Consider the following 21,679-nt stretch of genomic DNA (forward strand, 5'->3'; position numbering starts at 1 on the left):
GGGGCGCCCGGCCTCAGTCGGTCCGCCGGACCACGGACTTGCCGTCGCCGTCCCGGCCGGCGCGCTCGGTCAGCACCCGCCGCAGCGCCGCGTCGGCCTCGCCGAGCCGCCGCTCGATGTCCCCGGCCACCGCCTCCACCTCCGCCAGCGCGACGCGGTGCTCCGGCGCGACCACCCCGGCCGGCGCGCCACCGGGCGTCGCCAACGCACCGGCCAGATCGCGGTCCACGGCCGCGTACCGCCGCAACGAGGCGACCCGGTCGCCCTGTGCGTCCCGGATGCGTTCGAGCCGGGCCTGCCGCTCCGCCAGTTCGGCCGCCACATCCCCGTGCTCGCGCTCCTCGGCGCTCAGCGCCCGTTGCGCCGCCTCGGCCCGCTCCAGGACCTCCCGGGTCTGCGGGGCGAGCGCGGCGAGCTGGTCCTCGGTCAGCCGTACGAGCGCGTCGCTGCTGGTGCGCAGCGTCCCCTCCACCCCGGCGTCCCGGCCGCGCAGCGCGGCCAGCCGCTCCGCGATGACCTCCTGCTGCTCCTGGAGTGCGTCCAGGGCGAGCACCAGCCGCTCCAGCCGGCGCAGCTCGTCCACCTGGCGGCGCAGCGCCCGGTGCTCGGCGAGCCGGCCGCGCAGCGTCTCCTCGGCGGCCGTCAGCTTCTCCAGCGCGGCGTGCGCGAGGTCGGCCCGCTCCCGAGCCTCGCGGACCTCGGCCCGCACCTCGGTGAGCCGGCGCATCAGCGCCTCGGTGCCGCCGCCGAACGCGTCCCCGGGCATCGCCGCGGCCAGCAGGGCGGGCAGCGCGCCGGCCAGCGCCGCGGACTCCTCCAAGGCGTCCTCGAACGCGAACAGCGCGGCGAGCGCGTCCGCGCCGCTCCCGCCCCCGTCGACCCGGCCGAGCGCCGCCGCGGCCCACCGGAAGGCCAGCGAGAGCACCCGCAGCGCGGTCTCCGCCTCGGGCCCGTCCGCCCCCGGACCCGACAGAGCGGCGGCGATCTCGTCCGCTGCCTCGTTCACGACGCCTCTCCGTCCCCCGGGGTCATCCACTCGGCCCTGCCGTCACATTCCCGTCTGCCGTGCGACGCCGTGCACGCGCTCTCGCCGCACGGCCGCCCCACGGGCGACGACGCCGATATGACAACAGGCCCTCGGCCCAGCCGTCTCTCCGGCGTACAGCCGCACCATCATCACATCACCCGAAGCCCCGGCGCAGGGCCGCTCCGGCCGATACGATCGAATCGCCGGAACGTCCCGGCCGTCACACAACCACCGCGGTTACAGGGGGACTTCATGCCTGAAGTCGTGTCCTTCGAGGGGCCGGACGGCGCCTCGCTCCAGGTCGAGGTGCCCGACGACGCACCAGGGCTCGAACGCATCTCGCGGGACTCCGGCGACGTCGTGCGGGCCCGCCGCCGGCTGGAGGACGCCCTCGCCCAGACCCGGCCCGCCCTGCGCGCGGTCATGGATTCCGTGCGGGCCCTGGGCCCCGACGGCTTCGAGATCGAGTTCGGCATGAAGTTCAACGCCGAATCCGGTGTGGTGATCGCCAAGACCGCGATGGAGGGCCATTTCACGGTCAAGGTCCACTGGGGCCGGCCCGCCCCGGAGCCGGCGGACTGACGCCCGGTGTCCGCCCCCGACTGGGAGCGCCCGCCCTGGCTGGTCGGCGTCCGCAGGACCGAGCACGGCGACCCGGTGGGCGCGGGACTGCTCGTCACCCCGCGCCACGTGCTGACCTGCGCCCATGTCGTGGGACCCGCCCGCGCGCCCGAGCCGCCCGGACGGCCGGTGTTCGTACGGTTCCAGTACGCGGCCCCGCACGACCCGCTGCCCGCCACCGTGGTGCCCGGCGGCTGGCACCCGGACACCGGGGACGGCACGGGTGACGTCGCCGTCCTCGAACTCGCCGCGCCGGCGCCCCCCGAGGCCGTGCCCGCCCCGCTGCGGGCCACCGACCCCGGCACCTGGGACCACCGCTTCCGCGCCTACGGCTACCCCGAGGAGCACAAGCGCCGGGGCGTCCCGGTGCGCGGCGAGATCATCGGCCACGCCGGCAGCGAGTGGATCCAGGTGGAGGCGGGACCGCAGACCGGCTGGGGCCTGGAGAAGGGGTTCTCGGGCGGCCCGGTCTGGGACGTCAACAGCCAGGGCGTCGTCGGGATGCTCGTCGCCCGCGACTCGGTGACCTCCGTCGACCGGCGCACCGCCTACGCCATCAAGGTCGAGGCCCTGGTCCGCTATTGGCCCGAACTCGGCCCCCTCGTACGCGACATGACGTCGTCCGAGGCGCGCGACCGGCTGGAGGACCTGCTGTGGACGCCGCTCGCCGACGACGGCGGCATCCCCCGGGTCGAGGAGGTCGACCCGTACGACATCGGCGTCTGCCGCTCCAAGTACAGCGACGCCGACCGCGAAGGACCGGCCCGCGCCCCCTACGTGCACCGCAGCCCGCAGGACGAACGGCTCGCCGGACTCCTCGCGAGCCGCAGGTTCGTGCTGCTGGCCGGGCGCTCCAAGGCCGGCAAGTCCCGCACCCTGTACGAGGCGCTGCTGCGGGCCGTGCCGGACGCCCGGCTGGTCGTGCCGCGCCCCGGCGACCCGGCCCGCCGCACCCTGGACGACCTCAGCCGGCTGAACCTGCCCACCGGCTCCGACCGCGTGGTGCTCTGGCTGGACGACCTGCACCGCTACCTCCACCCGGGCGGCCTCGACCTCCAGATCCTGGACCGGCTCGCCGGAAGGGAGCCCGCCGTCACGATCGTGGCGACCATCCCCGCCAAGCAGCGGGCCGCGCTCATCGCCATGGAGAACGACGTCGGCCGCATCGCCCGCACCGTCCTGAACAAGGCGAGCACCGTCGAACTGCCCTCACTGCTGGGGCCGCGGGACGCCGAGGCGGCCCGGGACCTGTACCCCGGCGAGGACTTCACCGCCCGGGGCATCGGCGAACTCATGGTCGCCGCCCCCAGCCTGGAACAGCGCTTCACCGACGGGGCCGAGAGCTGCCCGGCCGGCTGGGCCCTGGCACGGGCGGCGGCCGACTGGATGCGCATGGGCGTCAGCGACCCGGTCCCCGCCGGCGTGCTGCGCGAGCTGTTCGCCGCCTACATGGACGAGCACCACCCCGCGCTCGACGCCGACGACACCGCCTACCGCGCGGCCCTGGCCTGGGCCCGCGAACCGGTGGCGGGCACCATCGCCCTCGTCCACCGCGCGCCCGGCTCCGACGGATACGCCGGCACCCCGTACCTCTCGGAGTACCTGGACAGCCGCGACGACGACCCGTCGGCCCCGGTCCCGTGGTTCGCCTGGAAGTACCTCGCCGACCGCCGCCCGGCCGCGGCCCTCCTGCCCAGCGCCTACACCGCGCTCGTCCGGGGCGAGGCCGTGATGGCCGAGCGGCTGCTGCTGGGGATCGCCGACGGCGGCGACGACCGCGACACCGCGGCCTGGGCGTCGCTGATGCTCGGTGAGATGTACCTCTACCTGGCGGACTTCACGGGAGCGGCCCGGCTCCTGGAGCGCGCCGCCGACTCCCGCGTGGACAGCGTGGTCCCGCTCGCCCAGGCCGTGCTCGCCGACCTGCTCATGATGTACGGCGACCGCACCCGCTCCCGTCAGCTCCTCGAAAGCGCGGTGGCGGCCCGCGATCCCCAGCTCTCCCAGGTCGCCCAGGTGGGCCTGGCCACCCTGCTCTTCGCGGACGGCGAGTACGAGCGCGCGGAACGGATGCTCGAAGCGATCGTGGCGGCCGGCGACACCGAGGCGGCCCCGCTGGCCCAGGCCCGTCTGGTCAGCGTGCTCAGCGGGGCGGACGGCGACGCCGCGGGGGCGCGTACCGGGCACCGGCCCGGCAGCGGCCTGGGCAAGTCCACGGTGCGCGCGAGCACCACCACCGTCGGCCGGGCCGAACCGTCCGAGCAGCCCTGGTCCCTGTCCCGGGCGGTCGGCGAATCCATGGCGGGCCAGGTCACCTCGGTCGCCCAGGCCAACCTGGGCTCCATGCTGCTCAGCCAGGGCGATGTCGACCGCGCCGAGGAACTGCTGCGCTCGGCCCTGGCGGGCGGCCGCTTCCACGCGGTGCCGCTGGCCCAGATGGGCCTGGGCGAGCTGCTGATCGTCCGTGGCCGCCACGAGGAGGCGGAGCAGGTCCTGCGCACGCTGATCGGCTCGGGCAACCCCCTGCTCATCCCGTACGCCAAGATCCTGCTGGCCGTCTCGTTGCGGCCGCGCGGGCTGATCGAGCAGGGCATGGACCTGCTGCGCGAGGCGGCCGATTCCGGGCACCCCGCCCAGGGCCCGCGCGCGGTCTGCGGCCTCGCCGAGTGGTACGCCAACGAGGGCGACCTGCCCGCCGCCGAGGAGTGGTTCGAGCGGGCCATCGCGACCGGCCACCCGGAGTGGGGCGGCATGGCCAAGGTCGAACTCGCCCTGGTCCTCGCCGGCAGCGGCGAAGGCACGGAACGGCCGGCTGAGCTGCTGACGGCCGTCATCGACTCCGGCCACCCCTTCCTGTCCCCGCTCGCCGCCGCCGCCCTCGGTGACATCCTCGTCCGGGAGGACCGCATCGAGGACGCCGAGCGGGCGTACGGGCTCGCCGTCGCCTCCGGACACCGCGACTGGGCCCCGGCGGTCCGGATCGAGCTGGCGTTCATCCAGGCGGCCCGCAACGGCGGTGCGGAGGCCGCCGCCGACCTGCTCACCACCGTTGTCGACTCCGGCCACCCGAACCAGGCCCCGCGCGCCGCCGACCTGCTCGGCGACCTCTTCGTCCGCGAGGGCCGCTTCGCGGAGGCCGAGCGCGCCTACCGGCACGCCATCGACTCCGGGCACGCCCAGTGGTCGCTGATCGCCCGCATGGACCTCGCGGTCCTGCTCGCCGACCACGGCGACTTCGAGCAGGCCGAGCGCCTGCTGCTGGTGGTGGCCGAGGCGGGCGACCCGAACGCCGAGGCGTGGGCGCGCGGCGTGCTCGGCGTGGTCCACATCGGCAACGACCGGGAGGCGGAGGGCCGGGAACAGCTGCGGGCGGCGGCCGACGCCGACGTCGGGGCCGCCTCCCAGTTCGCCCGCTTCCACCTCGCCAAGTGCCTGGCCGCGGACGGCGAGGACGAGGCGGCGGAGGCCCTGATCCGCACGGTGGTCGAGGGGGAGCCCTCGCAGGTCACCGAGGTGGCCCGCGCCTGGCTCGCGGTACGGCTGCTGCACCGGGACCCGGAGGCCGCGCAGGACCTCCTGGTCCGGGTCGAGGACTCGGGCGACGAGGAGGCCATCGTCGGGGCCTACCTCGGCGCCGGTGAATACCTCCTGGAGATCGGTGAGGTCCAGACGGCCGGCGAACTTCTCGAAGCGGCACTGGAGCTGGCCGGCCCCGACACCGCGCCCCGGATCGGCGCGCTGCTCGGCGTGGTCCGCCGCTCGGTCAACGACCTGGACCGGGCCCGTGAGCTGCTGACCGACGCCCTCGCCGCGGGCGACCCGGAGGTCGAACCCCTCGCCCGGCGCTACCTCGGCAGCACGCTCTTCCGGCTGGGCCTGCTCCCCGAGGCCGAGGAGGTCCTGCTGCCGCTGGCCCACTCCGACGACATCGGGCACCGGCCGCAGGCCCTCCTGCTGCTGGGCCTGGTGCTGGCGGCGGACAGCCGGCCGGAGGAGGCGTACCCCTGGCTGGAGCAGGCCATCGAGTGCGCCGACGGCGACACCGACACCGAGACCTCCGCGCGTGAGACCTACGCGGAACTGCTGATGAGCGCCGGACAGCGGGAGCGGGCCCTGGAGATCTACGCGCCCCTTGCGGCGGCCGACGAGGACGCGGCCGGGGCCGGCGAGGACCCGTCCGGGGACGCGGAGGACCGGGCCCCGGACGAGGACACCCCGGACCCGCCCGCGCCCGGCACCGACCGCCCGACGCTCGCCCTGCCCCGCCCCGCCCGGCCCGCGCGCCCCGCCCCGCCCGCGGCCCCCGCACCGCACCCGCTCCCGCCGGCCCTGCTCGCGCTGCTGGCCGAGGTGGCGGATGCGGAGGGCGCGCACGAGGAGGCCGCGTTCTGGTCCGGACTGGCCGGCCGCACACGGGAGGGTGGCCGGGCGGCCCAGCCCCACGGTTCGTGAGCCCACCCGCACGGCCCGGCTTGCTACGTGACACGTACTACGCGCCGTGTAGCATCAGTGGGCCCGTTCCGGAGCCCGGTCACACCTGGAGAAGCCATGCGCACCAACGACGCCCAGATGCTCGTGCTGTGCGCACTGGCCGACGGGCCGCTGCACGGGTACGCCATCAACGCGGCCATCGAGCAGGTGTCCGGTCACCGCCTCGGGCCCGGGAGCCTCTACGGAGCCCTGGCCCGTCTTGAGGCGAAGCGGCTGGTGGAGCCCCTGGAGGAGAAGGGCCGTCAACGCCCGTTCCGCCTCACGCCCGCGGGGCGGGGGCTGCTGGAGCGGGAGGCGCACTCCATGGCCCGTCTGTCCGGCCGCGTGTTCGAGAGCGCTGTCCCCGACGCCGTCGGGTACCTGGACCGGCTGGCCGCGACGGAGGCGGCCCGTTCCTACAAGAGCGTGATGCTCGACGCGCTGGATGTCCGGCCCGGCGAGAGGGCACTCGATCTGGGCTGCGGACCGGGGACGGACCTCGGCACCCTCGCCGAGGCGGTCGGCCCGTCGGGCAGGGTGATCGGCATCGACTCCAGCCAGGAGATGGTCGGGCGGGCGCGCGAGCGTACGGAGAATCTGCCGGTGGTCGGTGTCGAACCGGGCGACATCCACGCGCTCCCGATCGAGGACGGCGGCATCGACCGCGCCCGGACCGACCGGGTGCTCCAGCACGTGGCGGACCCGGCCCAGGTGCTCGCGGAGGCCCGGCGGGTGCTGCGGCCGGGCGGCAGGCTCGTCATGGGCGAACCCGACTGGGACTCGCTGGCCATCGACTACCCCGACGTCGAGGTCTCGCGTGCCTACACCCGCCACGTGACGGACGAGGTCGTACGCAACGGGGTCATCGGCCGTCAGCTGGCCCGGCTCGCGCTGGACGCGGGATTCGCCGTGCCGGCCGTCGTCCCGGTCACCTCGGTCTTCCGTGACGTCCGCGCCGCGGACCGGGTCCTCGGCATGCAGCGCAACACCGAGCGCGCGGTGTCCGCGGGCTACCTGCCCGCCCCGGCGGCACGGAAGTGGCTCGACCATCTCGCCACCGGGCCGTTCTTCGCCTCGGTGACGCTGTACGTCGTCGTCGCGGACGCCGAAGCCGTCCCCGGATGACCACTGGTTCACGGCGGCACGCACGAAAGAGCCGGTCAAAGCGACGAAGCGTCGCTTTGACCGGCTCTGTTCGGTCGGTCGACCGTGGTGTCCGAGGGGGGACTTGAACCCCCACGCCCGATAAAGGGCACTAGCACCTCAAGCTAGCGCGTCTGCCATTCCGCCACCCGGACAAGGTGTCTGTCTCGCGGGCCCGGCCCGTTCCGACGTGGAAAACCATAGCAAACATTGGAGGGTGCTCGATCACGCCCGGGTCCGTGTGAAGGGCGCATGACGGGACGCGGGCCCCCTTGGGTGTGCGGGCGGCGCGCGGGAGGATGAGAGGGAGCACCACAGCGACAGTGGAAGGAATCAGCGTGAGCGAGACCAATGCGGCCCGGACCGGTTCGGGTGAGACCGCCGAGAACGAGGTGGTGGACCTCTGTCGTGACCTGATCCGGATCGACACCAGCAACTACGGGGACCACTCCGGGCCGGGGGAGCGGGCGGCCGCCGAGTACGTGGCGGAGAAGCTCGCGGAGGTCGGGCTCGAACCGAAGATCTTCGAGTCCCACAAGGGCCGGGCCTCCACCGTGGCGCGGATCGAGGGAGAGGACCCGTCCCGGCCGGCGCTGCTGATCCACGGCCACACCGACGTCGTCCCGGCGAACGCCGATGACTGGACGCACCACCCGTTCTCCGGCGAGATCGCGGACGACTGCGTGTGGGGCCGTGGCGCGGTGGACATGAAGGACATGGACGCGATGACCCTGGCGGTCGTGCGCGAGCGCATGCGCAGCGGCCGCAAGCCCCCGCGCGACATCGTGCTGGCCTTCCTCGCGGACGAGGAGGCGGGCGGCACGTACGGGGCCCGGTACCTCGTGGACAAGCACCCGGACCTGTTCGACGGAGTCAGCGAGGCCATCGGCGAGGTCGGCGGCTTCTCGTTCACGGTCAACGAGAACCTGCGGCTCTACCTCGTGGAGACGGCCCAGAAGGGCATGCACTGGATGCGCCTGACCGTGGACGGCACGGCGGGCCACGGCTCCATGACCAACGACGACAACGCGATCACCGAGCTGTGCGAGGCGGTCGGGCGGCTCGGCCGGCACACCTGGCCGGTGCGGGTGACCAAGACGGTGCGCTCCTTCCTGGACGAGCTGTCGGACGCGCTCGGCACCCCGCTGGACCCGGAGGACATGGAGGCCACGCTCGCCAAGCTGGGCGGCATCGCCAAGATGGTCGGCGCCACCCTGCGCAACTCCGCGGCCCCCACCATGCTGGGCGCCGGCTACAAGGTGAACGTCATCCCCGGACAGGCCACCGCCCACGTCGACGGCCGCTTCCTGCCGGGGTACGAGGAGGAGTTCCTGGCCGACCTCGACCGCATCCTCGGCCCGCGGGTCCGGCGCGAGGACGTGCACGGGGACAAGGCGCTGGAGACGGACTTCGACGGCTCGCTGGTTGACGCCATGCAGACGGCGCTCAAGGCGGAGGACCCGATCGCCCGCGCGGTCCCGTACATGCTCTCCGGCGGTACGGACGCCAAGTCGTTCGACGACCTGGGCATCCGCTGCTTCGGATTCGCCCCGCTGAAGCTGCCGCCGGAGCTGGACTTCGCGGGCATGTTCCACGGCGTGGACGAGCGGGTTCCGGTCGAGGGCCTGAAGTTCGGCGCGCGGGTCCTGGACCGTTTCATCGACGCGAGCTGACACGCGTCACGGCGTAAATCGCCAGGATGTGCGCATATAACCGGAACGAGTGAATGGAGCGTTCTACTCGTAGCCCCGTTACTTCCTCCTCGTTACAGGTGATGCGGTCCGCGGCTGGGACCGCGTTTGCCAACTAGGAGGAATAATGATCAAGAAGATCGTCGCCGCTGCGGCTGTCACCGGTGGTCTGGTGCTCGCGGGTGCCGGCATGGCCGTCGCCGACTCGGGCGCCCAGGGTGCCGCCATCGGCAGCCCCGGCGTGCTCTCGGGCAACGTCGTCCAGGTTCCCGTCCACGTCCCCGTGAACCTGTGCGGCAACACGATCGACGTCATCGGTCTGCTGAACCCCGCCTTCGGCAACGTCTGCGTCAACAGCTGACGTCGCGCGTCAACCCGTAAGGGTTTGAGCCCGCTCGGCCCCGGAGCGCACTCCATGCGCCTCGGGGCCGTCGGGTCCTTTGCCTCCGCACAGTCGAGTCCGGGGGTACTCCGGAAGGTAGAAGGCAGGAAACACCTATGCGACAGGTCACGCGTAAAGGCCTGATCACCATGGCGGCCGCGGGCGGCGTTCTCGCCCTCAGCGGTGGCTACGCGCACGCCGACGCGGGAGCGGCCGGCGGCGCGTCGAATTCCCCGGGGGTGCTTTCAGGGAATTCGGTACAGATTCCGGTCAACGTGCCGGTCAACGTCTGCGGCAACACGGTCGACGTCGTCGGCCTGCTCAACCCGACCGCGGGCAACGCCTGCGCCAACGGTTCGGGCGGCGCGGCGGCGGGCTCCCACGGCTCCACCGCGGGCACGTCCGGCAGCCACGCCGGCGACGGCCACGCCTCGAACGATCGCGGCCAGGCGGGTACCGGGAAGCACCGGGGCACCCGCGGCGACGACGGGGGCGGAGCCACCGCCCAGGGGTACACGCAGGGATCACCCGGTCTGCTCTCGGGCAACCTGGTCCAGGCGCCCATCGACATTCCCGTGAACGCCTGCGGCAACAGCATCGATGTCATCGGCCTGCTGAACCCCGCCATGGGCAACACGTGCGAGAACGAGAGCACGCCGCCGGTCGACGTTCCGGAGCCGCCGGTCCGCCATGTGACTCCGCCGGCGCCGCCCACCGTCCCCAATGCGCCCGAGCCGCAGACCGTGCCCGAGGACACCCCGCAGCTCGCCCACACCGGAGCGGGCGGGCTCGACCTGCTCATCCCGGCCAGTGCCGGCCTGCTCCTCGCGGGCGCGGGCACGGTGCTCTACCGCCGCGCCAAGGCCGCCGCCTGACGGCAGCGCCCGCACCGGCGAGCACCTGAAGTGAGTGAACGGGCCCCGCAGCAGCGGGGCCCGTTCACTGTGTCCGGACGGCCTGCGAGTCCACGGGTGTCGTCACCAGGTGGCCCGCAGCTGGCGGATGATCCGGCGGCGCAGCCGCACGCGGCGGCTGCCGTCCCGGCGCAGCGTCAGACGGTCCAGCTCCCAGTGCCCGTACTCGGCATGGTCGGTCAACAGGCGGGCCGTGTCCTTCCGGGACACCCCGCGCGGCACGTACACGTCGACAAATTCGTATTCCGGCATCGAATCTATTGTGCGGGCAGAGCCCCGGTACGGATAGCGTCTGCCCCATGTCTGATGCTGCGCAGCCCACCGCTGCCGAGGTACGCGCCGCCGCCGATGCGGTCAAGGCCGCGATCGACCACCACCTCCAGGCGGTCGAACGCCGGTCGGGGGACGATGACCCAGCTGTCTACGACGCGTTCAACGCACTGGCCGCCGCGGCCGAGGCCTACGACGAACTCCTCTACGACCGTCACGACGAGGTCACTCCCTTCGAGATCCCGGGCGCGCAGGACTCCCTGCCGCCCTACAACGGCCCCGAGGAGCCGCACGCGCTCAGCGTGCTGATCCGCCGCGACTACGCGGTGGTGGAGCCGCAGCGGCTGCTCGCCCAGGCACAGCACCTCGCAGACGCCGACCCGGACGTCCGGGAGGGCAGCGGCGCGGCGGTGGTCGGCGGCAGCGTCCACGCGGCCCTGGGGGTGATCTTCGGCGAGTACGAGGCGGACGAGATCGCCTCCCGGCACGAGGAGTTCGGCCTGGAGGAGGGCGACTCCACGCTCTGGGTCGCGGCGGCCGAGGACCTGCCGGAGCCGGGGGAGTGGCTCGACGCCCCCTTCGACGACGCCGACCCGCAGCTCGTGGTCTGCCGCTTCGACGTCAGCGCCGTGTTCGACGAGGACGACCCCGACGAGGCACCGGACGGACCGGCGTACAACACCGTCTGACCGCGGGCGGGAACGGTCCCGAGGGCCCTGTGGACGCCTGGTGCGCCCTCAGGGCCCTCATCGGGCTCACTGGGCTCACTGCTCCTGCGGTGAGCCCTCCAGCAGCGTGCGCAGCCGTGTGGTGCGCTCCTGGGCGGGGGTCTCGGCCACCGCCCGCGGCAGGGCCTGGTCGACGCCGTGGACCACGGACAGATGCCGCTCACCCCGGCCGAACGCGGTGTAGACCCACGACCGGCTCAGCCCGCGCGCAGCGTCCCCCGGCAGTACGACGACCACGGCGGGCCACCGCATCCCGGCCGCCTGATGGGCGCTGAGCGCCCACGCGTGGCGCACCGAGGCCGCCACCCGCTCCTGCGCTACGACGACCGGGGTCCCCGCGCAGTCCAGGTGCAGGCCGTCGGCGTCCGCCGAGACGACCACGCCGGGCACGGTCCGCCCCGGGGCCGGGACGTGGGCGACCCGGTCGCCCGGGTCGAAGCCGCCGAACCGCCCGGGGCCGGGGTTGAGCCGCTGTTTGAGCGCCTCGTTCAACGCCCGGGTGCCCGCCGAGCCGCCGTGGCCGACGGTGATGACCTGGGTGTCGCCCGACGGCACCCCGATGGCGCGCGGCACCGAGTCCGCGACCAGCTGCACCGCGCGGTGCACCGCCTCGCCCGCGTCCCGCACCGGGACGATGACGACCTCCTTGCCCGGGGCCGCCACCTGATTCAGCTCGCCGACGCCGATGCCCGAGACCAGCTCGCCGATCGGCCCGGCGTCCGGGGTGCGGGAGACGATCCGGGGGCAGGCGCGGGCGGCCAGCACATCGGCGAACACCTGTCCCGCACCGGCCGAGCCGAGCACCCCGGGGTCGCCGCTGAGCACCAGCCGGGCGCCGTCGGCCAGGGACTCCACCAGCATCGCGCCGGTCTCGACGTCCAGCTGGGGCGCGTCCAGCACGACGAGCAGGTCGACGGCGAGCGCCCCCTCCTCGTCCCGGCCGGGCCCCTCGGCGCCCGACAGCAGCCCGGAGAGCGTGACGGCCGCGTCCTGGGCGCCGGTCCGTGCCGCCAGCCGCTGCCTGCCGTCCACGCTGTGCGCGGCGCCCAGGGCCCGCAGGCCGAGACCGCGTGCGGCGGCGATCAGCGCGGCGGCCTCGGCCCGCGCCGCCTCGCCGCCCGTGTGCGCGATGAGGCCGTGCGCACCGGCCGCGCGGATCAGTTCGGCGGCCGAGGGGGAGGGCGCGGAGGAGGCCGCCCGCGACCAGTCCGCGTCCTTCTCGCAGGCGTTGACCAGCCGGGCCAGCCCGTCGGCGAGGCTCTCCTCGGCCAGTGCGTACCGGTCGAGCCCCAGGAGCACCCGCACCGGCTCGGCCGGCTCTGCGGACGCCTCGTCGCCGGCCGTCCCACCGGCCTCCTCGGCGGGCTCCTCGCCCTCGGGGCCGTCCTGGAAGACCAGCACCACGCCCTCCGCGATCGCGTGCTGGACGGCGGCGTCGGTGTCGTTCACTCCTCGGCCGGCCAGGGCCGTGCGGACCTGGTCCGCGTCCAGCGCGGTGTGGCCCTGGAGCGCGGCGCGCTCCAGCAGCCAGCCGGTCAGGGCGGCCGTGCGCCGTTCGTCGTCGGGGCCGCAGCCCGCGCCGAGCACCTTCCGGGCGAAGCCGTCGGCCTGCTCGGGCCCGACGCCGGGCAGTGCGAGCAGCTGCCAGGGGTCCTCGCGCAGGACCTCGGCGGCCCGGTCCCCGAGCAGGGCCGCCGCGGGCTCCGCCAGGGCGGCGGGGGCGCCGCCCGCGGACAGTACGGAGGCCGCCGCCGTGACGGCCTCGGGCGAGCCGGCCCGGGGCGCGGGGGCGGGCTCGGGCGCCCGGTCCCGTACCGGCTGCGCGACGGGGGCGGCGCGGCGGGCGGGGGCAGGGGCGGGGGAGTCGAAGAAGGCGGTGGCGGGCTTCGCGCCGCTCTCCACCGCCCGGACGGCCGCCAGCAGATCGGCCGCCGTGCCGCTCAGCTTCGCGCCGGCGTCGATCGGGCCCTCCTTCCCGGCCTTGCGCTGCTCGATCCGCTCGCGCAGCTCGCGCTGGGCGGCGAGCTCGGCCTCGGCCTCGGAGAGCGCGGGAGTTTCCTCCGTGTCGGCTTCGGAGGGTGCCGGGGTTCCGTCCGCCTCGGGGTCGGAGAGCGCGCGAGTTCCCTCCGCGTCGGCTTCGGAGGGTGCCGGGGTTCCGTCCGCCTCGGGGTCGGAGAGCGCGCGAGTTCCCTCCGCGTCGGCCTTGGAGGGTGCCGGGGTTCCGTCCGCCTCGGGGTCGGAGGGTGCGGGAGTCTCGCCCGTGCCGGCTTCGGAGAGCGCGGGAGCGTCGCCCGCCGTGCTCTCCGCGTCCGCGTCCGCGTTCGCCTCCGCGCCCTTCGCCGCGTCGGCGTCCCCGCCCGCCCCGGGAGCGGTGGCGGGCTCGTCCGGGACGGCGGCGGCACCGTCCTCGTCGGTGGCCGGGGGGCCAGGGGATTCCCCCCGGGGAAGCGCAGTCACAGCGTGCTCCAGTCCTGGTCGGGATAGCGGTGCACGGGCGCCGACACATCGTCGAGCGCCTGGCAGATCTCGTAGGGAAGACTAAGCGCCTCCACTGACAACGCCTCCGTCAGCTGCTGCGCGTTGCGCGCGCCGACGATCGGCGCCGCGACCCCCGGCCGGTCCCTGACCCAGGCGAGGGCCACCTGGAGCGCCGTCGTGGCCAGTCCCTCGGCCGCCGTCGCCACGGCGTCCACGACGCGGCTCGCCGCGTCGTCGAGATACGGCTCGACGAAGGGCGCCAGCAGCTCGGACGCGCCACGCGAGTCGGCCGGTGTCCCGGTGCGGTACTTCCCCGTCAGCACGCCCCGGCCCAGCGGTGACGAGGGGAGCAGCCCCACGCCGAGGTCGAGCGCGGCCGGCAGCACCTCGCGCTCCACGCCCCGCTGGAGCAGCGAGTACTCCATCTGCGTACTGGCCAGCCGGGTCCGCGCCCCGGAGAGCTGCCAGGTCGCGGCCTTCGCCAGCTGCCAGCCGCAGAATCCGGAGACACCTGCGTAGCGGGCCCGCCCCGACGAGACCGCCAGGTCCACGGCCTGGAGCGTCTCCTCCAGCGGGGTCGCCGGATCGAAGGCGTGCAGCTGCCACAGGTCCACGTGGTCCGTGCCGAGCCGGTCCAGCGAGGCGTCGAGGGCGGCCAGCAGATGGCCGCGCGAGCCGTCGACCCTGCGGTAGGGGTCGGCGACGCTGCCCGCCTTGGTCGCGATGACCAGGTCGTGCCGGGGGACAAGGCCCTCCATGAACCGCCCGAGCAGGTATTCGGCCTCGCCGCCGCCGTAGACGTCGGCGGTGTCGACCAGGGTGCCGCCCGCCTCCCAGAACACCTTCAGCTGCTCGGCAGCGTCGTGCTCGTCGGTGTCCCGGCCCCAGGTGAGGGTGCCGAGCCCGATCCGGGACACTCGTAGGCCGGTGCGGCCGAGATGCCTCTGCTCCATGGGCGCCGAGATTACTGGCCGCGCCCCGCGCGCGTCGCGGGCCCGTGGACAACCGGGCCCGGGGTGGCCCCTGCCGGATCGCGTGGCCGCGCGCTAGAGTCCGGAGCTCAGGGACGTTACTGATCAGTAAGGGGTTCGGCTATGCGGCTCGGCATCAATCTCGGTTACTGGGGCGCGGGGATGGACGGCGACAACCTCGCCGTCGCGCAGGAGGCCGACCGGCTCGGCTACGACGTCTGCTGGGCGGCCGAGGCCTACGGCTCCGACGCCCCGACCGTGCTGGCCTGGGTGGCCGCGCAGACCGAGTCCATCGACGTCGGCTCCGCGATCATGCAGATCCCGGCGCGCCAGCCCGCCATGGCGGCGATGACCGCGGCCACGCTCGACTCCCTGTCCGGCGGCCGGTTCCGTCTCGGCCTCGGGGTGTCCGGCCCGCAGGTCTCCGAGGGCTGGTACGGCGTCAGGTTCGACAAGCCACTGGCCCGCACCCGGGAGTACGTCGACATCGTCCGCAAGGCGATGACCCGCGAGCGGCTGTCGTACGAGGGCAGTCACTGGACGCTTCCGCTGCCGGACGGGCCGGGCAAGCCGCTCAAGCTGACCGTGCACCCGCAGCGCGAGCACATCCCGCTCTACATCGCCGCGATCGGCCCGAAGAACCTGGAGCAGACCGGCGAGATCGCCGACGGCGCGCTGCTGATCTTCCCCTCCGCCGAGCACCTGGAGGAGACCGCGGTCCGCCATCTGCGGGCCGGCCGGGAGAAGGCGGGCAGGACCATGGAGGGCTTCGACGTCTGCCCGACCGTCCCGCTCGCCGTCGGGGACGACATCAACGGCCTCGCCGACATGTTCCGCCCCTACACCGCGCTGTACGTCGGCGGCATGGGCAGCCCGAAGCAGAACTTCTACAACCGGCTCGCCCAGCGCATGGGGTACGAGAAGGAAGCCGCCGAGATCCAGGAGAAGTACCTCTCCGGCGACAAGAGCGGAGCGGCCGCCGCGGTCCCGCACCAGCTGATCGACCAGACCACGCTGCTCGGACCGGTGGAGCGCATCGCCGAGCGCATGCGGGCCTACGCGGAGGTGGGCGTCACCACGCTGACCCTGGCGCCGGCCGGATTCACCCTCGACGAGCGGATCGCCGCGCTGCGGGCCGGCACGGAGGCCCTGGAGCGCGCCGGGCTCGCCTGAGCACCGAGGGACGCGCGGAGGGCGGCACCACGGCCGTGGTGGGGGCTCGGGGGTCTCCCCGCCACGGCCGTCACGTGGAACAACGCGGACGGGGCAGCCGGGTTACGGGTCCGTGCAAAAACGGTTCGCCGGGCGTTGCGAAAACGGTTCGCCGGGCGTGCGGAACCGGGCGCGCGTAACCGGTCCCGCGAAACGGTTCGCCGTCCTTCGCCCGGCACCCGGACCGCGCTCGTTCGGCGCAGTCGCGGGGCGCTCCTGTTGCCCGGCGGGGCCGGGCGCATTTGACTGGCGCTCGGCGACGCCGGCACGGAGGTGGCAGTGATGCTCTCGGCAAGGAACCTGTTCCAGGAGATCCTCGACAACGACGAGTCGTTCCGGCTGTTCTGCTCCATCGCGGCCAGCGGGGAGTCCCAGGGCGGCTGGGAGAACGGGCGCATCGCGGCCCTCGTACCCCTGAGCCAGCGCCCCCTGGCCCCGAAGATCGCCCGGCACGGCGCCGACGAGGACAAGCACGGCAGGATCTTCAACGCCCTGCTCAAGAAGCGCGGCCTGACCCCCGCCGACGTCCCCCCGGACACCGACTACACCATGCTCCTCGAACGGCACGGCATCGGCCTCGCGCACGAGCAGCTGAGCCGCGACGAGCCCCTCACCGAACGCGACATCATCACCTACCTGGCCCACAGCCGGGTCACCGAACAGCGCGCGTCCGAGCAGATGCGGCTGCTGAACAAGTACTTCGCCGACCACCCCGAGCTCGGCCGCGCGGTGCGGATGATCTCCAACGACGAGGACAACCACCTGGCGTACTGCCACGAGGAACTGCTGCGCCTCGCCCGCGCCGGACACGGCCGGACCATCCAGCACATCCTGCGCGAGTGCGCGCTCGCCGAGATCCGCGTCTACCGCGACGTCAGCCTCGCCGTGATGGACCACATGGGCCGCGTCCTCGGCTGGTCCCGGGCGAAGGCGGCGCTGCTCGCCACGGGCATCCGCGCCGCCTACGCCTACGAGCGCCTGGGCGGCTGGCGGCGCATGGTCAGCCTGGCACCGCCCCAGCGGCGCGACGCGCTGGGCGGCCCCGCGACCCCGGCGCCCGAGTACGCCTGAGTCCGCGGTCCCTCAGAGCCAGCCGCGCCGTTTGAACTGGCGGTACAGGCCGAAGACCGCCCCCGCCATGAGCAGCAGCACCGCCGGGTAGGACACGACCCAGTGCAGCTCCGGCATGTGATCGAAGTTCATGCCGTAGATCCCCGCGACCATGGTCGGCACCGCGGCCATCGCCGCCCACGCGGAGATCTTGCGCATGTCGTCGTTCTGCCGCACCCCCATCTGCGCGAGGTGCGCGGACAGGATGTCGGACAGCAGCCGGTCGAGGCCCTCCACCTGCTCGTTGGCACGCGTCAGATGGTCCTGGACGTCCCGGAAGAACGGCCGGGCGTGCTCCTGGACGAACGGCACCCCGGCGCTCGCCAGCCTGCCCATCGGCGCGACCAGCGGGACCGTCGCCCGCCGGAACTCCAGCACCTGGCGCTTGAAGGTGTAGATGCGGGCCGCGGTGTTCTTGGAGTCGGTGGTGCCGCTCGGCGCGAAGACCTGCGTCTCCAGCTCCTCCAGGTCGACCTGGAGCTCGCCCGCCACATCTATGTAGTGGTCCACGATCGCGTCGCTGACCGCGTACAGGACGGCCGTCGGCCCGTGCTTGAGCACCTCGGGCTCGGACTCCAGCCTGCGGCGCACCGCGGCCAGCGGCGCGCCTTCGCCGTGCCGCACGGTCACGACGAACGAGTCGCCGATGAACACCATCAGCTCGTGGCTGGTCACCGTGTCGTCGCCGTGGTCGTACAGGACCGGTTTGATCACCGCGAACAGCGAGTCGTCGTACACCTCCAGCTTCGGCCGCTGATGGGCGGACAGGGCGTCCTCGACGGCCAGCGGGTGCAGCCCGAAGTCGGTGCTGACCCGGTCGAACTCCTTCTCCGTCGGCTCGTACAGCCCGATCCAGAGGAACGCGTCGCCGGCCGCCCGCGCCTGGGCGAGCGCGTCGGAGAAGTCGGCGGGGCCTTCGGTCCGGCGTCCCTCGCGGTAGATGGCGCAGTCGACAATCACGGCGCGCATTCTTCCCTGGTCCGCCCCCGTACGCACGTCCGGCGGGTCCTCGCGTGCCCGCCGGGGACCACCCGGCAGCCCGTACGCTGGGGCCCATGCCCACCCTGATCCTCGTACGCCACGGACGCTCCACCGCCAACACGTCCGGGGTGCTCGCGGGCCGGACGCCCGGTGTCGCGCTCGACGAGCGCGGTACCCAGCAGGCCGCCGCGCTCCCCGGACGGCTGACCGGGCTGCCGCTCGCCGCCGCCGTCAGCAGCCCCCTCCAGCGCTGCCGCGAGACGCTGGCCCCCCTGCTGGAGGCCCGCCCGGAGCTGCCGCTGCACATCGAGGACCGGATCAGCGAGTGCGACTACGGCGACTGGTCGGGCCGCAAGCTCGCCGAGCTGACCGACGAGCCGCTGATGACCGTGGTCCAGCAGCACCCCTCCGCCGCGGCGTTCCCCGGCGGCGAATCGATGCGCACGATGCAGGCGCGCGCCGTCGACGCGGTACGGGAATGGAACGCGCGGATCGAGGCCGAGCACGGCGAGAACGCCCTCTACGTCATGTGCTCGCACGGCGACATCATCAAGTCCCTGGTCGCCGACGCGCTCGGCATGCACCTGGACCTCTTCCAGCGTCTCCACGCCGACCCGTGCTCGGTCACCGCGATCCGCTACACCCGGCTGCGCCCCTACCTGCTGCGGCTCGGCGACACCGGCGACCTCGCCGCGCTGGCGCCCCGCGAACCGGGCCCGGAAGCCGGCGCCGCGCAGGACGCGGCGGTAGGGGGCGGCGCTGGGGCGCCGTGATCGCCGCGCGCAGTAGGGTGGACGCGCCGTAGGCGCTTTCGCGGGAGAACGCTTCCCGAGGCTCCGGCCCACCCTCATCTGCCGTCAATTCTCAAGGGAGACAGGACGTGTCCCGTCAGGTGTTCCTCTACGACCCCCCGGACCGTTTCGTGGCCGGTACGGTCGGGCTGCCTGGACGTCGTACGTTCTTCCTGCAGGCTTCCTCAGGCGGACGTGTCACCAGCGTGGCCCTGGAGAAGACCCAAGTCGCCGCGCTCGCCGAGCGCGTGGACGAACTGCTCGACGAGGTCGTGCGGCGTACCGGCGGGAATTCCCCGGTGCCCGCCGTCGCCCCGATGGACGTCACCGACACCGCGCCCCTCGACATCCCCGTCGAGGAGGAGTTCCGGGTCGGCACCATGGCGCTCGCCTGGGACGGCGAGGAGCAGCGCATGATCGTCGAGGCCCAGGCCCTGGTCGAGCTGGACGCCGACTCCGTCGAGGACCTGGCCGAGGCCGAGGAGCGGCTGCTCCAGGACGAGGAGAACGGCCCGCCGATGCTCCGCGTCCGGCTCACCGGCGCCCAGGCTCGTGCCTTCGCCAAGCGGGCCCTGGACGTCGTCAACGCGGGCCGCCCGCCCTGCCCCCTGTGCAGCCTGCCGCTCGACCCGGAAGGACACGTATGCCCGCGCCAGAACGGATACCGCCGGGGCGCCTGACCGGCGCCGAGACGGTCACCCTGCTCGGCCGGGGAGAGCTGACCGTCCTCGGCCGGGTGCGCGGGGCTTCCAACGCGGTGCTGTACTGCTCGGTCGCGCACGAGGGCGAGGAGGCCACCTGCGTCTACAAGCCGGTGGCCGGCGAGCAGCCCCTGTGGGACTTCCCCGACGGCACCCTCGCCCAGCGCGAGGTGGCCGCGTACGAGATCTCCGAGGCGACCGGCTGGGGCCTGGTCCCGCCGACCGTGCTGCGGGACGGACCGTACGGCCGGGGCATGTGCCAGCTGTGGATCGAGGCGGAGCCGCCCGGCGACGACGAGCCGGGCCTGCTCGCGCTCATCGACGAGGAGGAGCCCGGCGAGGGCTGGAAGGCCGTGGCGTTCGCCGAGGTGGGGGAGGGGAAGACGGCCCTGCTCGTGCACGCGGACGACGCCCGGCTGCGGCGGCTCGCCGTGCTGGACGCGGTGATCAACAACGGCGACCGCAAGGGCGGCCACCTGCTGCCGGCGCCCGGCGGCCGGCTCTACGGCATCGACCACGGCGTGACCTTCCACGCGGACGACAAGCTGCGCACCCTGCTGTGGGGCTGGGCGGGCGAGCCGCTGCCCGCCGAGGCCGTCGAGGTGCTGGACCGGCTGGCCGCGGAACTGGAGCCGGGGGCCGCCCTGGTCACCCGGCTGGCCGAACTCATCACGGCGGCCGAGATCGAGGCGCTGCGGGCCAGGGTGGGCGCCCTGCGGGCCACCGGGCTGCACCGGGAACCGAGCGGTGAGTGGCCGGCCATCCCCTGGCCGCCGGTCTGACCGCGCCCCGGTACTCCGCCGGGGCGCGCCCGGGGAGCACCGGCACGCATGTCACGGCCCGGGGCGCAAGAGTGCCTCTTCGGCCAGGATCGCCCCTCCGGTTCGTATCCGGAAGCCGCATCCGGTTACGCTCGTGGCATGCATGCCTGGCCCGCTTCTGAGGTCCCCGCCCTGCCCGGCAAGGGCCGCGACCTTCGGATCCACGACACCGCGACCGGCGGACGGATCACCCTTGACCCCGGTCCCGTCGCCCGCATCTATGTCTGCGGCATCACGCCGTACGACGCGACCCATATGGGTCATGCGGCGACCTACAACGCGTTCGACCTCGTGCAGCGCGTGTGGCTCGACACCAAGCGGCAGGTCCACTACGTCCAGAACGTGACCGACGTGGACGACCCGCTGCTGGAGCGGGCCGTGCGCGACGGGCAGGACTGGACCGAACTCGCCGAGCGCGAGACGGCCCTGTTCCGGGAGGACATGACCGCGCTGCGCATGCTCCCGCCGCAGCACTACATCGGAGCCGTCGAGGCGATACCCGGCATCGTGCCGCTCGTCGAACGGCTCCGCGACGCGGGCGCCGCCTACGACCTCGACGGGGACGTGTACTTCTCCGTCGACGCCGACCCGCACTTCGGCGGGGTCTCGCACCTCGACGCCGAGGCGATGCGGCTGCTCTCCGCCGAACGCGGCGGTGACCCGGAACGTCCGGGCAAGAAGAACCCGCTCGACCCGATGCTCTGGATGGCGGCCCGCGAGGGCGAGCCGAGCTGGGACGGCGGCTCGCTCGGAGCCGGCCGGCCCGGCTGGCACATCGAGTGCGTGGCCATCGCCCTGGACCACCTCGGCATGGGCTTCGACGTCCAGGGGGGCGGCTCCGACCTCGTCTTCCCGCACCACGAGATGGGCGCCTCGCACGCCCAGGTGCTGACCGGCGAGCACCCGTTCGCCCAGGCGTACGTGCACGCCGGCATGGTCGCCCTGGACGGCGAGAAGATGTCCAAGTCGAAGGGCAACCTGGTCTTCGTCTCGGCGCTGCGCCGTGACGGCGTCGACCCGGCCGCGATCCGTCTCGCCCTGCTCGCGCACCACTACCGCTCCGACTGGGAGTGGACCGACCAGGTGCTCGCCGACGCCGTGGCGCGGCTCGCCCGCTGGCGCGCAGCCGTCTCCCGCCCCGACGGGCTGTCCGCCGACGCCCTGGTCGAGGAGGTCCGCGCGGCCCTCGCCGACGACCTGGACACCCCGGCCGCGCTGGCCGCCGTCGACCGCTGGGCCGAACGGCAGAGCGCCGAAGGCGGTGCGGACGAGGGCGCGCCCGGCCTCGTCTCCCGGACCGTCGACGCGCTGCTCGGCGTCGCGCTGTAACCACCCTTCCCGTAACTCTCCGTTGCGGAAGCCGACTTC

General features: G+C 73.9%; 18 protein-coding genes and 1 tRNA gene. 13 read left to right on the forward strand and 6 right to left on the reverse strand.

Annotation, left to right across the window (positions count from 1 at the left end; genetic code table 11):
- Positions 1–13: 13 nt before the first annotated feature.
- Entirely contained in the window at positions 14–1,006 is a 993-nt protein-coding gene (locus tag B082_RS0133320) for a hypothetical protein (protein WP_018556110.1), read from the reverse strand.
- A gap of 273 nt (positions 1,007–1,279) precedes the next feature.
- On the opposite strand from B082_RS0133320, the gene B082_RS0133325 reads away from it, so the two are divergent.
- The 3 genes from B082_RS0133325 (at position 1,280) to B082_RS0133335 (ending at position 7,243) form a co-directional block, all read left to right on the forward strand.
- Positions 1,280–1,609: a CU044_2847 family protein gene (locus B082_RS0133325; RefSeq protein WP_026250446.1), complete on the forward strand. Its 330-nt coding sequence runs from the start codon at positions 1,280–1,282 to the stop codon at positions 1,607–1,609.
- Positions 1,610–1,615: 6 nt separating this feature from the next.
- Entirely contained in the window at positions 1,616–6,100 is a 4,485-nt protein-coding gene (locus tag B082_RS0133330) for a tetratricopeptide repeat protein (protein WP_018556112.1), read from the forward strand.
- A gap of 96 nt (positions 6,101–6,196) precedes the next feature.
- Positions 6,197–7,243, forward strand: coding sequence for a methyltransferase domain-containing protein (locus tag B082_RS0133335; protein WP_018556113.1), 1,047 nt, complete (start codon positions 6,197–6,199; stop codon positions 7,241–7,243).
- Positions 7,244–7,328: 85 nt separating this feature from the next.
- Here the strand turns inward: B082_RS0133335 and B082_RS0133340 are convergent.
- Positions 7,329–7,416: transfer RNA gene (locus B082_RS0133340), tRNA-Leu, on the reverse strand.
- Positions 7,417–7,599: 183 nt separating this feature from the next.
- Here B082_RS0133340 and B082_RS0133345 point away from each other — a divergent pair.
- From B082_RS0133345 to B082_RS40480, 3 genes are all read left to right on the forward strand, one after another.
- A complete protein-coding gene (locus tag B082_RS0133345; protein ID WP_018556114.1) occupies positions 7,600–8,934 on the forward strand; it encodes a M20/M25/M40 family metallo-hydrolase in 1,335 nt (444 codons plus the stop codon).
- Between the two features lie 145 nt (positions 8,935–9,079).
- Complete coding sequence (gene chpH, locus B082_RS0133350; protein WP_018556115.1) at positions 9,080–9,313, forward strand: chaplin ChpH; 234 nt, start codon at positions 9,080–9,082, stop codon at positions 9,311–9,313.
- A 137-nt stretch (positions 9,314–9,450) separates the two neighbouring features.
- A complete protein-coding gene (locus B082_RS40480) occupies positions 9,451–10,209 on the forward strand; it encodes a chaplin (protein WP_018556116.1) in 759 nt (252 codons plus the stop codon).
- A 102-nt stretch (positions 10,210–10,311) separates the two neighbouring features.
- Here the strand turns inward: B082_RS40480 and B082_RS0133360 are convergent, their stop codons facing one another.
- Entirely contained in the window at positions 10,312–10,500 is a 189-nt protein-coding gene (locus B082_RS0133360) for a DUF5703 family protein (RefSeq protein ID WP_018103708.1), read from the reverse strand.
- A gap of 47 nt (positions 10,501–10,547) precedes the next feature.
- Here B082_RS0133360 and B082_RS0133365 point away from each other — a divergent pair, with 47 nt between their 5' ends.
- Positions 10,548–11,207 carry a hypothetical protein gene (locus B082_RS0133365; RefSeq protein WP_018556118.1) on the forward strand — a complete coding sequence of 220 codons (660 nt, stop codon included), beginning with the start codon at positions 10,548–10,550 and terminating at the stop codon, positions 11,205–11,207.
- Positions 11,208–11,282: 75 nt separating this feature from the next.
- Here the strand turns inward: B082_RS0133365 and B082_RS0133370 are convergent, their stop codons facing one another.
- Both B082_RS0133370 and B082_RS0133375 read right to left on the reverse strand, forming a co-directional pair.
- Positions 11,283–13,703 carry a helix-hairpin-helix domain-containing protein gene (locus B082_RS0133370; protein WP_018556119.1) on the reverse strand — a complete coding sequence of 807 codons (2,421 nt, stop codon included), beginning with the start codon at positions 13,701–13,703 and terminating at the stop codon, positions 11,283–11,285.
- Positions 13,700–14,677 carry an aldo/keto reductase gene (locus B082_RS0133375; RefSeq protein WP_026250447.1) on the reverse strand — a complete coding sequence of 326 codons (978 nt, stop codon included), beginning with the start codon at positions 14,675–14,677 and terminating at the stop codon, positions 13,700–13,702. The genes B082_RS0133370 and B082_RS0133375 overlap by 4 nt, the downstream gene beginning before the upstream one ends.
- Positions 14,678–14,818: 141 nt before the next feature.
- On the opposite strand from B082_RS0133375, the gene B082_RS0133380 reads away from it, so the two are divergent.
- Positions 14,819–15,868, forward strand: coding sequence for an LLM class F420-dependent oxidoreductase (locus B082_RS0133380; RefSeq protein WP_018556121.1), 1,050 nt, complete (start codon positions 14,819–14,821; stop codon positions 15,866–15,868).
- A 321-nt stretch (positions 15,869–16,189) separates the two neighbouring features.
- The gene (locus B082_RS0133385; protein WP_018556122.1) at positions 16,190–16,978 is read left to right on the forward strand and encodes a ferritin-like domain-containing protein; all 789 of its coding nucleotides are present in this window, start codon (positions 16,190–16,192) and stop codon (positions 16,976–16,978) included.
- A 12-nt stretch (positions 16,979–16,990) separates the two neighbouring features.
- Here B082_RS0133385 and corA read toward each other — a convergent pair whose 3' ends face one another.
- Positions 16,991–17,986 carry a magnesium/cobalt transporter CorA gene (gene corA, locus B082_RS0133390; RefSeq protein WP_018556123.1) on the reverse strand — a complete coding sequence of 332 codons (996 nt, stop codon included), beginning with the start codon at positions 17,984–17,986 and terminating at the stop codon, positions 16,991–16,993.
- 86 nt (positions 17,987–18,072) lie between these two features.
- On the opposite strand from corA, the gene B082_RS0133395 reads away from it, so the two are divergent.
- From B082_RS0133395 to mshC, 4 genes are all read left to right on the forward strand, one after another.
- Positions 18,073–18,771: a histidine phosphatase family protein gene (locus B082_RS0133395; RefSeq protein WP_018556124.1), complete on the forward strand. Its 699-nt coding sequence runs from the start codon at positions 18,073–18,075 to the stop codon at positions 18,769–18,771.
- Between the two features lie 107 nt (positions 18,772–18,878).
- Positions 18,879–19,469, forward strand: a complete 591-nt coding sequence (locus B082_RS0133400) for a DUF3090 domain-containing protein (protein ID WP_018556125.1) — start codon at positions 18,879–18,881, stop codon at positions 19,467–19,469.
- A complete protein-coding gene (locus B082_RS0133405; protein WP_018556126.1) occupies positions 19,433–20,272 on the forward strand; it encodes an SCO1664 family protein in 840 nt (279 codons plus the stop codon). Before B082_RS0133400 ends, B082_RS0133405 begins: the two co-directional genes overlap by 37 nt.
- A gap of 138 nt (positions 20,273–20,410) precedes the next feature.
- A complete protein-coding gene (gene mshC / locus B082_RS0133410) occupies positions 20,411–21,640 on the forward strand; it encodes a cysteine--1-D-myo-inosityl 2-amino-2-deoxy-alpha-D-glucopyranoside ligase (protein WP_018556127.1) in 1,230 nt (409 codons plus the stop codon).
- Positions 21,641–21,679 lie beyond the last annotated feature (39 nt).

The sequence above is a fragment of the Streptomyces sp. ATexAB-D23 genome (genome assembly GCF_000373645.1).
Lineage (GTDB): Bacteria > Actinomycetota > Actinomycetes > Streptomycetales > Streptomycetaceae > Streptomyces > Streptomyces castrisilvae.